We start from the raw sequence: 14174 nt of genomic DNA, 5'->3' as shown, positions 1-14174 counted from the left end.
ATAGACACAATTGCTACATACCAATTGTAATTTATTATCTATTCATAATTCTGTTTATTCTGTCTTTCTAAAAATAAAAAAATATTAGACTCGCAAATATAAACGTTATAATGAGGGCGTCGAGAGGTAACCGATTACCTACGAAGAAAATATCAAACATTTTAAAATTGGACAGACTGAAACGATTAATTACAGAAAGGTGTGTGACCAGAAGGGGGATTTCTTCAAAATAGTTTAGCAGCAGCGGATATCGTATTAGCTGGTGTAAACAATATCATCAATGGTAAGTATAGGGTTGGAGGATAAATGCCTCGCACATTAAGAGAGACAGCTTTAGGTGGAATCGTTTACAATATGGTGCATCAAGTAAGCGGTTCATTTTTTAAGAATGGTCTATATTCTTAAGCCTAAAAAGAGACGTAAAAATAGGATACAAGGGGGATTTATTATATGAATGGGAATACTGCAAAAAAAATAGAATTTCAAGCTGAAAATACTGCAGTGAAAAATGAGAAATATCTAGATCCTAAAAAGTGGCATAAACAAGATACTACCTGGGCATTGAGCCTTTTTGGAACAGCAATTGGAGCAGGGGTGCTCTTTTTACCGATTAATGCAGGTTCAGGTGGTTTATTATCATTACTACTAATTACATTGCTTGCATATCCAGTTATGTATTACTCACATAGGGCACTTGCTAAAATGATTTACACTTCTAATTCTGCTGATGAGGGGATTACAGGCACAATAAGAGAGTATTTCGGAAATAAGGCAAGTATCATTTTTAACATCGTATATTTCGGCTCAATTTATACAATCGTATTGATGTATTCGGTTGCGCTTACAAATACCGCAAGTAGTTTTATCGTGCATCAATTGCACATGCCGGAGCCTCCAAGGGCCATTTTATCTCTTGTATTAGTGCTCGGCCTTATTGCTATACTAAATTTTGGTCAAGATATTACTGTGAAAATCATGAGTATGCTCGTATATCCTTTCATAGCTTCTCTACTTTTCATCGCAATATCTTTAATTCCACAGTGGAATACGTCAATGCTTAGCTTTTCAAGTGTTTCTACTGCTTCAACAGGAACAGGATATTTTGGAACGATATTAATGATTTTACCAATCATCGTATTCTCATTTAATCATTCACCTATGATTTCATCATTTGTTGTGAAACAGAAGGCTACGTATGGAATAGAAGCTACTGATGCTAAATGTGCACAAATACAAAAAGTTTGTTATATCATGACATTCGTTGTAGTTATGTTCTTCGTTTGGAGTAGTACACTGAGTTTGACTCCAGAGGATTTAAAAATGGCAAAAGAGCAAAACTTATCAATCCTTTCATATCTTGCTAATGAACTTAATTCGCCTGTAATCACTATTGCAGCTCCAATCATTGCTTTTGTGGCTATTACAAAGTCTTTCCTTGGCCATTATATAGGAGCATTTGAGGTAATGCGTGACGTGATTATGAAGTTCGGTAAAACACGTGGAAAAGTTATTGAAGAAAAAACAATTAAGACAATGATCCTTACTTTTGTTGTATTAACATGCTGGTTTGTCGCTTATACAAATCCAAGTATTCTTGGAATTATTGATTCTCTGAGCGGTCCATTAGTTGCTGCTATCTTATGTCTATTACCGATGTATGCGATTAGTAAAGTACCAGTACTAGCTAAATACAAAGGGAAAATGAGCAATGTATTTGTTATTGTTGTAGGTATACTTACTGTCCTAGCAAGTATTAAGTCATTATTCTAATTCGCTATTGTTAGTTCAAGTGCTAAAATAGTGGGATATGAAAAAAAATGAAAGAGATTATGGATAAGATACGTCCATATTCGAATTTTAAACAAGCTGTTTTATGAGGGTTAAACTCTAATATAAAAAGACATGAACAAAGATTAGTTCATGTCTTTTTTTGTGTTGGCGTTATTCTTAGAAGAGCGTTTAAAGTAGCGGTAGAGAATAAAATGTTTTTACTAGGTATTTAAATAGAGGTAACTGGCATCTAGTCAAACTCAATATTATTTTGGGTTTAACTGGCCACTGCTTATGGGCAGTATAAGCATAATCTCTCTTTTAAACCTTCTAACACTTCTTCAGGAACTTCCCTGATTTTGATATCTTTACCTAGGAAAAGTAGCCAATTTGTTATTTCTATCAATTCATCGAGATTGTTAACATTGATAAAAGTTTTTAGAATGGCTGTGGATTGGTAAGGATTTGTATAGGAAATAGAAATTTTTATAGGATGGTATTTTTTGAACTGGGTAATCGCTTTTGGACCAAGTTCAAGTACAAGGTTGATTGCTTCGTCCTTCTTACTTAGTTTTTCTGAAATTTTTTTCTTACTTAATCTATTTTTCGTCGTATAGGGTTCGACATTAATGAGATGATCGACAAGAAACATCTTCTTTTGTTCTTCTTTTATGTCAAAGCCTTCAATTATCCAATGGCTTTTTTCTTGATAAAGGTGTAGTAGATAAATTGGATAAGACTTGGTTTCCTCCTCTTCTTTTACGGTAATCAATAAATGGCTATCCAAAAGAAGGGTTTGGATGAGTTTTTCTAACATAGGGTGGGGGAGGTCGGAAAGCTCAAGTAGGTCAGGATTATGAGGGTTAGTCCCTTCAAAAAGCAAGATTTGATTTAAAAGAACAAGGTCATCCTGCTGGATTTCTGAGATGAGTCCTAGTAATTTTTCGGCTAAAGACTGACGACTCTTTAGATAGGGAAGTTGTTGATTTCTTGTGGCCATAAAGGCAATAAAAAGAGCTTTGACCTCATTATCAGTAAAGCGAACAACGGGCAGGATAGAGTTATGCATGACAAAATATCCTCCATCCCTGCCAACTTCAGCGACGAGCGGCATCCCCATGGCTTCAATTTCTCTAATGTCTCTAATAGCTGTCGATCGTGAGATGTTAAATTCTCGTATGATTTCAGAAATTGTAAAGTGGGAGCGGTTGTTAATGTACCGCATGATCGTATTAATCCGTTCAACTTTTTTCATGTTGGTCTCCTAAACAGTATCATTTTTTGACATGATTTAAAGATATTATAAACTCATCAAGTGAAAAGATAAATCGTTTGATTAATTTAAAAGTGAGGAAGGTTTTAAATATGAAAAATTATACAATAGAAGAAAAAGATAGCTTTATCGTGTTAGGTATTGGAACTGAACTTAAGAGCCACTATACAGACTTTGCGGGCATAAACAAGGAAAAGGCAGACTTTTGGCTGGCCGTCGAACAAGATGGAAGGTTGGACGCTTTAAAAGCTTTAGCTACAAATGATTACATTTTTTCTGTGAGTGAAGCGGTGAATAACAAGATGATGTATTACGCTGGTGTCATGACAGAGGCAACGATACAAGAAGAATCTAGAGTTATCCAGTTTCCGAGGGGAGAATACCTAGTAGTTAAAGGTGAAGGCAATACAGCTGAGGAGCTAAGTAATAAGCTTACTGGTATTGCATTTGGTCAAGCATTAGCAGAAGAAAAAGATTTTTCCTATGTTGGTGGGCCAAATACAACAGTTGAGATGGGGCAGCGAAACGGCTTAGTATTTGGTGAAATATGGATTCCAGTTGTTAGGAAGTAAAGTGTTAAAAGGAGAGATGGAATTGTCCGATATCGTTGATTTTAAAAACGTAACTACAGCTGGCATGGAGTCTTCACCTGTAGCAGAAGCACTTGCTGGTTTACGTGCCCATGAAGCACGTTACTTTATGAATAAATACAAGCATGAATTTACGGTTGTACCAGCTAGTGAAAGCGAGAAGACTCTTGATTATGTGAACCGCATTTTGAAAGAAGAACGTGATATTGAGTTTGCGGCAAAACCTTTAGAAACATCGTGTTTTCAAGTGGAAAATATTAAATTTGCCTATGTCTTCTATGAGGATGGTCTTGCAGTCAACGTCATGTATACGCTGGATAACCCAAAGAAGCGGGCTGTTGGATTTAAGCTTTCTGAGGGAATGGAGATACCAACGGAGTTAGTAGAGAAGTTTAAGTTTGCTAGACAGAAGTCTAAACTTGCTGGAACAATTCGAGGTTCGTTTTTTGTGATAAAAGGAGAATATAGTGTAAGTTGAAGAATCATTCATTTGTTATATTGAGTTATTTTTTAAAAGGCGCGATTAAGGCTAACGATCTTGAATTGTTAGCCTTTTTTTACATAAGTAAATAATATTTACAGTCTGCTACACACTACGTTCTGATAAAATAAACGATAAGAAATTTATGTAAGATAAAGGGGTGGAAGATTCATGGTCAGTTTTAGCACGTTGCTAACTTTTGCAATTGTTTCACTTAGTATGGTTTGTTCACCTGGGCCTAACATGATTTATCTCCTTTCTCGCTCGATTACGCAGGGGCGTATGGCAGGATTCATTTCTCTTTTGGGTATCATGCTTGGCTTCATAATTTATATAATTGCAACAATGTTCGGACTTACAGCCCTTTTCCTAGCTGTTCCGTCTCTCTATGAAGCAGTTAAGTGGGCAGGTGCTGCTTACTTACTCTGGCTCGCATGGAATTCGATTAAGCCTGGTGCTACATCTATTATGGAACCTCGTACTATTGCTATTGAGCCGCCACGGAAATTATTTTTAATGGGACTTATGACGAATCTGCTGAATCCTAAGATTGCTATTTTGTATGTGTCACTTCTACCTCAATTTGAAGATCCTGAGAAAGGATCGTTGCTTCTACAAGGTGCAGTTCTGGGCTTTACACAAATAACGGTTAGCTTTATAGTCAACCTCCTAATTGTATTTACAGCAAGTAGAGTTGCCAAATGGTTTGGCACACGCCCAACGTGGCTGCGAGTGCAGCGTTGGCTTATGGCAAGCGTCTTGACAGGTCTTGCTGTACGTCTTGCTTTTGAACGTCGACAGTAAGAGTCTTCTTGGGGAAAGTTACTATCTTTTTGGAACGATTGTAAGGGGAATAAGAATAATATTAAAAATAAAGCCAGCTACTGTATGTTCTTACTTTTACCTAACGTTTTTTCAAAAATGCTAGTAGATGCTGTTTCTTTTTTTAGAGGATACGGTAGGAATACCGTATTTTTTATTATAGGGGAATTTTGTTAGCTTGAGAGCAATGTGAAACCTAAAATAATATGATCATATTATTTTAGGTACTTTTTTTATAATATGATCATATTATAAAAAGGGAGGAGGATATGAGTGCCTAAAATTGTTGATCAAATACAAAGGAAGAATCAGATAGCCACTGCTACTTGGCGTGTAATATTAGAAAAAGGTATTGATAAAGCTTCTATACAGCAAATCGCTGACGAGGCAAACATTTCGGTTGGACTTGTTCAGCATCATTTTTCGTCTAAAAATGAATTAATTCATTATGCAATGAATTTAGTATTGAATCGAATGGAAGAACGGGCAAACACTCGTACAAGTGAATTTAAGGGAACGAAAGAAGAAGCACTTAGAAGATTAATGAAATTTATTATTCCTTCTAATAAAGAAGAAATGTTGGAAGGGAAGGTTTGGATTACATTTCTGGGTATATCCTTTAGTTCTCCAGAACTTATTAAACTTCGGAAGAAAATGGATGACCATACGAGGTATCTTATGGGAATAATTCTAGATTTAATGAGGGATCTAGGATACGTCACACCAGGTCACAATAGAGAATTTGAATTAGAGATACTGTACGGATTTATTGATGGGCTAGTAATTCATGTCCTTCAAACACCAGAATCATATCCAGAAGAAAAAGTAAATCAACTTATTGAGTATTATTTAAAAGAAAAAAAGAGGGATTAATCGCATGAATAAAGTTTTCATTATTATTCTTGTAGTTGTTATTGTATTGATTATTAGGCAGCTTATCCCGAAGAAAGTAGATAGCTTCGATCTTCTTGGTATACCAATCATGGCTATAATCAGAACTTATATGGGTCTTCCAAATAGATTGGACTATATTATTACAATTGAATTAATTAGCTTGCTTATATTAGGAGCGATAGTTGGTTATTGGCAAGCTAAGAGGGTGAAAGTTTTTCATCATAATAATCAATTATGTAGTGTTGGAGGCTATACGTATATTATCGGATGGATTATTATGCTTTTGGGCAGGATTGTTATTTTATTGTTGTTCAATCTTAACTCGCTCGTATCGACATTTCAAGCGGGACAGGAACAGTTTACGAGTGAAATAATTAAAGTTCTTTCTCATGCTGGAGATTGGTTAATATGGTCTACTATTCTTGCATCTTCCATCATGTATACCGTTACCTTATATAAAGATCACCCGGATATCAAGAAATTAATACATGATCGTTTTAAAGAAATAAAACAACGAATAAAATATTAATTTAACTAATTGTTGTTATATGGGCGATTGCCACATGCCCATCAACTTAAGAAAACAAATCAGCCCCAAAACGAAAAAATGAGCTTTTTTATTACAAATTAGCACAAAATCTCGTTCTGGGGATAGCTGTATTTTCTTAGCTTAATAGCGATGTGACTCTACCCCTATTAGGGGGTCCTGACGTCAAAACGTGGATATTATACGCTAAGACATTTTTTGAGAAAAAAGACCCTGATTTCCTTACGCTAAGCAGGAAATCAGGGTCTTTTTATGTTCTTAAAGGACGGAACGAATGATAATTGCTGACAGTAAAGTTGTACTCACCTAGAAAATTAATATGCTCCCAACCAAGAGGTGAGATATGAGGAAGCAACTCTTCTCGATGTTTTCCAATCTTTTTCATATGTTCAATAGCTTGAGATAGATACACAGTATTCCAGATACTGATTGCATTGATAATTAGATTTAATGCACTGGCGCGCTGTAATTGGTCTTGTAGTGCCCGTTCTCGAAGTTCACCGTGTTTCCCGAAAAAAATTGCGCGTGCTAATGCATTCATAGCTTCTCCTTTATTCAACCCCTTTGAATCCGCCGGCGTAAAGTTTCGCTAGAAATATAGTCTAGGATAAACAGTGTTTTTTCAATGCGTCCCATCTCTCTTAGTGCTGTTGCAAGACTGTTTTGCCGGGAGTAAGAGCCCATTTTGCTCATGACAAGGGAAGCTGATGATGTTCCTTCGCGAATGGAATGTGCCAATCGAAGGACATCGTCATAATTATCTCCAATGACTTTTGTAGGGGTTCGACCGAGATACATGTAATTTCGGGTCATATCCTGTATTTTATTTCCAATAACCATATTTTATTATAACAAAAAGGTTTGAAATCAATAATGTTATGAATTATTTTTGATACAGTATTTTGTTACAGCCAGTTCAACAGTTAGGAAGTTTCGTATTTTTAAATACAAAACGTAACAAAAATGAACGTTTATGTTACAAATATCTCCGAAAAATAACATCTAGGAAAAAATGTATCGCTACGACCTATTTTTACACCTATCTCGGCCGAACCCCACTATGATTTCACTTATTGATAAAGAAAAAATCAATGATGCTAAAAAGATGTTACATCGAGGGTTACGAACTACAAAAAACAAATATCCTAAATTATACTGTTTATTTTCCTATCAAAATCATTTATATTTTGACAAAATAAATTTTAAAAAATTTCTCGAAAAAACAGCCATTCCCTTTTTCAAAAATGAAAATAATAATAAACAATTATCCATATTTTATATTGACTTAGCGACCTGTTATCAAAAGGAAAATCAATTCGAAAAAGCTTGTTTATATTACCAAAAAGGCATCTCTTGTATAAGGATAGTCAAAAGTTTAAATCTCATATCATCTCATCTCATAAAAATATTTAGTTACAATTTTAATAAGAAAACATATTCAAAACTCCTATTTTTCACATAGCAAATAACATTTTTCCATGTGCTGTTGTTGTATCTACCGTAATAATAATTGGCTTTTGGTTAAAATATTTCGGTTGATGAAGATATGCTGCTGTCCCATATATCCAGTTATATATATTCAAGTGGCTTTTTTCACAAAAGAATCATAAAAAACTCTATCTATAGATAGAGGGTATTCAAAAAAAATCATCTTTCAGATAGATGTTCTAAAATAGTAGGGATGTTACAATCCTCCAGTAAGTAAGCAAATAAACAATAAATTTATACTTTATGGGGGTTTTAATTTGAATACTCAAGCTTGGATAATGATTGGTGCATTTTTAACAATTGTATTATTAACACAAATCGGAAGAAAAGTATTTACAACCACAAAGGCTGTATTGCCATTTATTCTTTGTGGTATAAGTATTTATTTATTCGTCGAGGAAATACCTACCTCAGGTTCAAATATGACCGCACTCATAATCATGACAATGGTCGGCATGATCATGGGAGGGCTAATGCTTTTTACAGTGAAAGTAGAATATGGTTCTGACAATAAAGCGTACGTAACTGCTGGTATTCCTTATTTATGTTTATGGATTATTGGACTTGGATGGCGTGTCGTATTAGCTTATGTAGCGACAGACTGGTATCCACAACAATTTATAGATTTCATGGTATCGAATCACTTGGATTTTAATGTTATAGCCCCTGCTTTCGTATTTTTTACAATTGCGATGGTAGTTATTCGTACTATTGGAATTGTGATTAGGATACAAAGATATAGAAAAAATCTAAAAGCAAATTAAAGAAATAGGTTAAGAAAAACAACTTCTTTTGTCTAATGAAGTAGGTAAAACAAACACACTATAATAACTACTTCATTATTCTTTTAATTTCAGATTTTAGATGATATGCATTAAAGGAATTTAACTCGACTATGAACTATTATAATTGGGAGTTGTAAATTTCCAGCCTTTAAATCAAGAAATGGATGTTCATCTATAGCCAAGAAATATAGAAACTAAACAGTAAGGTTGCGAGGGAATAAGTACATGGAAAAAGTATTTTTAAAAATGATTGATAGTCATGCAGGAAATGCGATAGGAAGCATCTTAATATGCGTATTTTTTTATAAAGGTTTCGCACCTCATGGTACCTTTGCAATATGGGTTTGTAGCGTTTTTGTAACAATTTATCTATGGATGTTGTATTCACCAAAATCTTGGTGGAATGCAAGGAAGTACGCTTTATTTACGAGTATATTAATAAGCATATCATGTGTATTATATTTTTCTCATCCGATTTTTCCAAATTATACGTTATGGCCACTCATAGTTTTTCTTACCGCTGCAGAACCCAAGTGGACACGAGTAACGACAATTTTAGCTGCTATAACGGGGATAGTTATTATTCTATTTATACATGCGAATACGTTTCCTTATCAAGAAACATTAATTATTATCGGCCTCTATGTCTCGATCCGAAGTACATCCAAGCTAAGAGACGCATATCAAAAAAATCAAAAACAACTAAAAGAATTAGACGAAGCACATGCTGAACTACAAGAAACAACGGTATTTTCTATGCGATATGCAGCTTTTACGGAAAGAACAAAATTAGCAAGAGAGATTCATGATGGACTTGGACATCAAATGACCTCACTTATTATTCAATTACAGGTTCTTAAGATTATCTTAAGGAAAAATCCTGCTGATGCCCAAGATCATGTTGAAGAACTTTTAAAGGTGGCACGAAAAGGAATGGAAGAAATCCGCGTCGCTGTTAAGGAATGGACAAGTGATGAAAAAGATCTCGGGCTTACTTCATTAAAAGGATTGATTTCACAGGTTCAAGCGAATTCTTTATTACAAATTGAGTTCATTCAAGCTGGAAATATAACAGAGTGGACGATGGAGGAAAGTACAATTCTGTATCGCATTCTACAAGAGTCTTTAACTAATGTCTTACGACATTCTAATGCAGATTCTGTTATTGTAAACGTAACAGAAATAGACGGAGTAGTAAAACTCACAATTGATGATAATGGTATATATACAGGGGATAAGCCATTAAAATATGGCTTTGGACTCAATGGTATGATAAAACGCTGTAAATCAGTTGGAGGTAATTGTTCCTTTTTTCTAAATGAACCAAAAGGACTTCGAGTTGAAGCCACTATTCCAATTCAGAAAAATGGAGGAGAAGTATGACAGAAAAGATTCGTATTGTGCTAGCTGATGATGAACCATTTGTTCGAAAAGGCCTATGCTATATTATTGAAATGCAAGATGACATGGAGATAGTAGGGGAATGTAAAGACGGTAAGGAAGCAATTAAAGTGGCTTTAGAAACTGCACCAGATATGGTAATTATGGACATTCAAATGCCTGATTTATCAGGCATTTTGGCTACTAAAAACATTATGAGTATATTACCAAACACAAAGGTTGTCCTATTAACAACATTTGATGTGCAACAATATGTCTTAGATGGTATTCGAGCTGGTGCGGTGGGTTATATATTAAAAGATACTGAAACGGAGGAAATGCTAGATAGTATTCGATCTATGAATAGAGGGGCAATGATTTATAATAGCACGACAGCAAATCAAGCTTTTACACAATTTATAAAACACGATAATAATGATTATAATTTAGCTGGCGAAGAACTTGAATATACGGAAACTCTAACTAAGCGGGAGATTGATGTTTTACAATTATTAGCTTATGGAAAACAAAACCATGAAATAGCTAAAATCCTTTATGTTTCCGAAGGGACAGTCAAAACTCATATCCATAATATTCTTCAAAAACTAGGTGTAACAGATCGTACACAAGCAGCTGTAATGGCAATTCGAAAAAAAATTGTAAAGTGATATCTGCTGTATGTAGTAAAAAGAATAAAATTTTAAATTAACATAGTGTTTTTCTAATTGAAATTAAACAGATCATAATAAAAAAGAAAGAGAGTATAGCATGGATAATACAACTGGTCTTATTATTTTAATTCTTATAATTCTCCTTCAACTAAAAGAAAGGGAATTGAAAGTTCAACGAATGTGGATTGCTCCTGTATTAATCGCATACTATACATTTACTCATGTATTTAACGATCTCGTATTAATAGAAACAGGTCTATTTGTAGTATTACTTGCTCTTGGAGGAATTGTAGGAGCTGTGCGTGGTTCTACAACTATAATACGAATCGATAAAAATAATGGGAAGGTTTATGCTAAAAATTCTTATATCGCCTTAGGTATATGGATTGTTGTATTTATTTTACGTTTTATTGTAACGTATATTTTGAAAGGTTCAAGTCAGTATGCGCTAGGTTTAGTAACGAATGGTATTTTTTGCTTTATTGCGGCGAGTGAGTGTATAAGAAAAGTGATTCTATACTTAAAAGCAAAAAGTTTGATGCATTCCAAGCATTAAGTATTGCTAAGGGTAATTTTTGTAGTATAGCAAATTTTAGTGTTTTTCTAACATCAACACATTGCCATCAAGTTAAGAAACTCATTGTTCCCCCAAAATGAAAAAATGTTATGCTCTCTGTATATTCCTACAGAGAGCATAACATTTTTTATGACTCTTTCTATTCAAAATGAACTACAATTGTTTACTGAGAAATTCCCCCGACATATGTCATCACATATCTTGGATAAATTAGCTAGAGAAATAGGATTTGTTCAACAGGAAAATAAATATTAGCATCTTTCTTCCAAGAACAAATAAAAGAAAGCGTTGATTCTTATCTTCATTATCCAGGAATATACTCAGGCGGCCAAGAAAATATTTAGTGCAATAGTTACTCGGAAGAATAACTGAAAAATAACATACGAGGAGATGGAAGAGATGAAAAACGAAAGAATTCAACAATTACAAGGAAATTGGGAGTTAGATAAACGTTGGAAAGGGGTAAAACGCCCGTATTGTGCCGAAGATGTTATTCGTCTTCGAGGATCTATCGATATTGAACATACACTAGCACGCCACGGTGCAGAAAAACTTTGGCAATCGCTTCATATAGAAGACTACATCAATGCGCTTGGTGCATTAACAGGAAATCAAGCAATGCAGCAAGTGAAAGCAGGTTTAAAAGCAATTTGTGTAAGTGGTTGGCAAGTAGCTGCTGATGCCAATTTATCTGGACATATGTATCCAGACCAAAGTTTATATCCAGTGAATAGTGTGCCCGCTGTTGTAAAAAGAATCAATCAAACGTTGCAACGTGCTGATCAAATTCAGCATATGGAAGGTGGCAGTGATATAGATTATTTCGTACCAATTGTTGCAGATGCAGAAGCTGGTTTTGGTGGGCAATTAAACGTATTTGAATTAATGAAAGGAATGATTGAAGCAGGTGCAGCAGGTGTACATTTTGAAGATCAGTTGTCTTCAGAAAAGAAATGCGGACATTTAGGTGGAAAAGTATTATTACCGACACAAACGGCGGTACGTAATTTAATTTCTGCTCGTTTAGCTGCGGATGTTATGGGCGTGCCGACAGTAATCGTGGCAAGAACAGATGCAGCAGATTTAATTACGAGCGACATTGATCCAATTGATCAAGAATTTATTACAGGAGAAAGAACAACGGAAGGTTTTTATCGTACAAAAGCGGGGCTCAATCAAGCAATTGCACGTGGCCTAGCATATGCACCGTACGCAGATCTTATTTGGTGTGAAACGTCTGAACCAAATTTAGAAGATGCGAAGCGTTTTGCAGAAGCAATTCATAAGAGATACCCAGGAAAGTTACTCGCATATAACTGTTCACCGTCGTTTAATTGGAAACAAAAATTAGATCAAAAAACAATTGAAAACTTTCAAAAAGAAATGGCATCATATGGTTACAAACTCCAATTTGTAACACTTGCAGGATTCCATTCGTTAAACCACAGTATGTTCGAATTAGCACGCGTCTATAAAGAACGTGGTATGGCAGCGTATTCTGAATTACAACAGGCCGAATTTGCAGCAGAAGAGCATGGTTATTCTGCTATGCGTCATCAACGAGAAGTCGGAACAGGTTACTTTGACGAAGTAGCACAAGTGATTACGGGTGGAACTTCATCTACGACAGCGCTGAAAGGTTCTACGGAAGAATTGCAGTTTAAAGATAATTAATTCAGTTATTGTGGAGAAAGTCTTAAATAACATTGGCATTTTGAACAAAAATTGCATGAGAAACACATATATAATATTCTATTTATTTTTAATTTTCTCAATATTTTTGTTGCATTTTTAAATTATAATATAAGTAACTCTTTTTATTGCTATATATCTGTCATTTCTTGTTACAGAATCCTTATTATAAGGATTCTGTTTTTTTGCATTAAATTTCTACAAACAAAAAAGATAAGATCGGAGAATTCAATCTTATCTTTAGTACAAGGAGTAAACATAAGGAATAATCATCATATTTTTATCACGCTTTATTTTTAAATTTTGAAACTATAAATAACAAGTATATCTATATTGAGAAATTTATTGCAAATTTAGTTGTAAATGTTTCAAATTAGAAAAGGTTAGCTCCTCACTTCACCCCAGCCAAAAACCTTACACCCAAAAACGAAGGGTAACTCAATTATCAAACTCATATTAAGTTTCAATCTTGCCTAAGCACCCATTAGGATATACAACTGATCATCTATTTTTCTTTACATAATCTCCAGATACAGTCCATATCAACTATAGATTCTTGTCTTATGCTAAATGTAGTTCCAAACAAAACAAGGAGGTAATGAAAAATGATTAAAACATTATTAGCAGGAGCACTTTTAAGTACAGGATTGGTAGCGGGGGGGGGCAGTAGGTGCAGATGATGCGAAAATGGACAATTTAAAATCAAATGAAGATAGTTCAAATCAAGTAATTACACGGAGTGCAGATGGAACAACGTCTTTCTCACAAAACTTTGATGTACCTAAAGATGCAGTGCCAGCAACTCCTAAAGGAGATGCAAAAACTGTTGAAAGAACAGAAGGTACAGGTTCTCAAGAAGGAAAAATGGTACCAACAAAAGAAGGAAATTAAATAATATATAGTTATAACGAAGAGCATCCAAAAAGTGGTGCTCTTTTTATATTATAGGGATCAACTGGTTTTACTCAATATAGAACTGTAGTGGGAATTCAAGCTAGAATATGGGTTACTGTCTCTTCAAATCAGGGTGTTTGAAGCACTAGTTTTGATGGTAACGTTACAACATAAACATTTTATTAGAGATTTTTTAAATTTACATACACTCTAGATAAGCTACATATCAACTTCAGATACTTGTTTTATGATACAAGTAATCAAACAAAAGGAGGGCAATACAAAATGATTACAACAGTATTAACAGGGC

At 34.4% G+C, this 14174-nt stretch carries 13 protein-coding genes and 3 pseudogenes; 13 read left to right on the top strand and 3 right to left on the bottom strand.

From position 1 onward, the window contains the following. Positions 1-149: 149 nt before the first annotated feature. Together MR155_RS14560 and MR155_RS14555 are read left to right on the top strand one after the other, a co-directional pair. A pseudogene (locus MR155_RS14560) lies at positions 150-303 on the top strand (L-serine ammonia-lyase, iron-sulfur-dependent, subunit alpha); the annotation flags it as partial. 147 nt (positions 304-450) lie between these two features. Beyond that, positions 451-1770, top strand: coding sequence for an aromatic amino acid transport family protein (locus MR155_RS14555; RefSeq protein ID WP_016100936.1), 1320 nt, complete (start codon positions 451-453; stop codon positions 1768-1770). A gap of 292 nt (positions 1771-2062) precedes the next feature. Here MR155_RS14555 and MR155_RS14550 read toward each other — a convergent pair whose 3' ends face one another. Then, positions 2063-3025, bottom strand: a complete 963-nt coding sequence (locus tag MR155_RS14550) for a helix-turn-helix transcriptional regulator (RefSeq protein WP_242310322.1) — start codon at positions 3023-3025, stop codon at positions 2063-2065. A 110-nt stretch (positions 3026-3135) separates the two neighbouring features. On the opposite strand from MR155_RS14550, the gene MR155_RS14545 reads away from it, so the two are divergent. The 5 genes from MR155_RS14545 (at position 3136) to MR155_RS14525 (ending at position 6359) form a co-directional block, all read left to right on the top strand. Continuing rightward, on the top strand, positions 3136-3615 hold the full coding sequence (locus MR155_RS14545) for a GyrI-like domain-containing protein (protein ID WP_242310506.1): 480 nt from the start codon (positions 3136-3138) through the stop codon (positions 3613-3615). Next, on the top strand, positions 3602-4111 hold the full coding sequence (locus MR155_RS14540) for a hypothetical protein (RefSeq protein ID WP_002185291.1): 510 nt from the start codon (positions 3602-3604) through the stop codon (positions 4109-4111). Before MR155_RS14545 ends, MR155_RS14540 begins: the two co-directional genes overlap by 14 nt. A gap of 174 nt (positions 4112-4285) precedes the next feature. Beyond that, on the top strand, positions 4286-4918 hold the full coding sequence (locus MR155_RS14535; RefSeq protein ID WP_242310320.1) for a LysE family translocator: 633 nt from the start codon (positions 4286-4288) through the stop codon (positions 4916-4918). Between the two features lie 291 nt (positions 4919-5209). Then, a complete protein-coding gene (locus MR155_RS14530; protein ID WP_242310319.1) occupies positions 5210-5809 on the top strand; it encodes a TetR/AcrR family transcriptional regulator in 600 nt (199 codons plus the stop codon). 4 nt (positions 5810-5813) lie between these two features. Next, positions 5814-6359, top strand: coding sequence for a hypothetical protein (locus MR155_RS14525; protein WP_002137530.1), 546 nt, complete (start codon positions 5814-5816; stop codon positions 6357-6359). Positions 6360-6627: 268 nt separating this feature from the next. Here MR155_RS14525 and MR155_RS14520 read toward each other — a convergent pair. Next, positions 6628-7166: pseudogene (locus MR155_RS14520) on the bottom strand (Tn3 family transposase); the annotation flags it as partial. 665 nt (positions 7167-7831) lie between these two features. Continuing rightward, complete coding sequence (locus tag MR155_RS31795; protein WP_277958685.1) at positions 7832-7960, bottom strand: hypothetical protein; 129 nt, start codon at positions 7958-7960, stop codon at positions 7832-7834. Positions 7961-8122: 162 nt separating this feature from the next. Between MR155_RS31795 and MR155_RS14515 the strand changes: the two genes are divergently transcribed. From MR155_RS14515 to MR155_RS14490, 6 genes and pseudogenes are all read left to right on the top strand, one after another. Then, entirely contained in the window at positions 8123-8629 is a 507-nt protein-coding gene (locus MR155_RS14515) for a hypothetical protein (RefSeq protein ID WP_242310317.1), read from the top strand. Between the two features lie 246 nt (positions 8630-8875). Further along, on the top strand, positions 8876-10033 hold the full coding sequence (locus tag MR155_RS14510; protein ID WP_242310315.1) for a sensor histidine kinase: 1158 nt from the start codon (positions 8876-8878) through the stop codon (positions 10031-10033). Continuing rightward, positions 10030-10698 (top strand): response regulator, encoded by a 669-nt coding sequence (locus MR155_RS14505; protein WP_242310313.1) that lies wholly within the window; start codon positions 10030-10032, stop codon positions 10696-10698. The genes MR155_RS14510 and MR155_RS14505 overlap by 4 nt, the downstream gene beginning before the upstream one ends. Positions 10699-10798: 100 nt before the next feature. After that, entirely contained in the window at positions 10799-11257 is a 459-nt protein-coding gene (locus MR155_RS14500) for a CcdC protein domain-containing protein (RefSeq protein WP_242310311.1), read from the top strand. 420 nt (positions 11258-11677) lie between these two features. Then, on the top strand, positions 11678-12952 hold the full coding sequence (gene aceA, locus MR155_RS14495; protein ID WP_242310309.1) for an isocitrate lyase: 1275 nt from the start codon (positions 11678-11680) through the stop codon (positions 12950-12952). A gap of 623 nt (positions 12953-13575) precedes the next feature. Continuing rightward, positions 13576-13855, top strand: a pseudogene (locus tag MR155_RS14490) (hypothetical protein); the annotation flags it as partial. Positions 13856-14174 lie beyond the last annotated feature (319 nt).

This window comes from Bacillus cereus group sp. BfR-BA-01331 (assembly GCF_022663915.1).
Taxonomy (GTDB): domain Bacteria; phylum Bacillota; class Bacilli; order Bacillales; family Bacillaceae_G; genus Bacillus_A; species Bacillus_A mycoides.
The sequence above is the reverse complement of the archived record's forward strand: the minus strand, read 5'-3'. Positions and strand labels throughout refer to the sequence as shown.

Excerpts from the sequence above, each read along its gene's own strand:
- MR155_RS14555 (WP_016100936.1), top strand. The coding sequence starts at position 451 with ATGAATGGGAATACTGCAAAAAAAATAGAATTTCAAGCTGAAAATACT.
- MR155_RS14550 (WP_242310322.1), bottom strand. The coding sequence starts at position 3,025 with ATGAAAAAAGTTGAACGGATTAATACGATCATGCGGTACATTAACAAC.
- MR155_RS14545 (WP_242310506.1), top strand. The coding sequence starts at position 3,136 with ATGAAAAATTATACAATAGAAGAAAAAGATAGCTTTATCGTGTTAGGT.
- MR155_RS14535 (WP_242310320.1), top strand. The coding sequence starts at position 4,286 with ATGGTCAGTTTTAGCACGTTGCTAACTTTTGCAATTGTTTCACTTAGT.
- MR155_RS14525 (WP_002137530.1), top strand. The coding sequence starts at position 5,814 with ATGAATAAAGTTTTCATTATTATTCTTGTAGTTGTTATTGTATTGATT.
- MR155_RS14510 (WP_242310315.1), top strand. The coding sequence starts at position 8,876 with ATGGAAAAAGTATTTTTAAAAATGATTGATAGTCATGCAGGAAATGCG.
- MR155_RS14505 (WP_242310313.1), top strand. The coding sequence starts at position 10,030 with ATGACAGAAAAGATTCGTATTGTGCTAGCTGATGATGAACCATTTGTT.
- MR155_RS14500 (WP_242310311.1), top strand. The coding sequence starts at position 10,799 with ATGGATAATACAACTGGTCTTATTATTTTAATTCTTATAATTCTCCTT.
- aceA (WP_242310309.1), top strand. The coding sequence starts at position 11,678 with ATGAAAAACGAAAGAATTCAACAATTACAAGGAAATTGGGAGTTAGAT.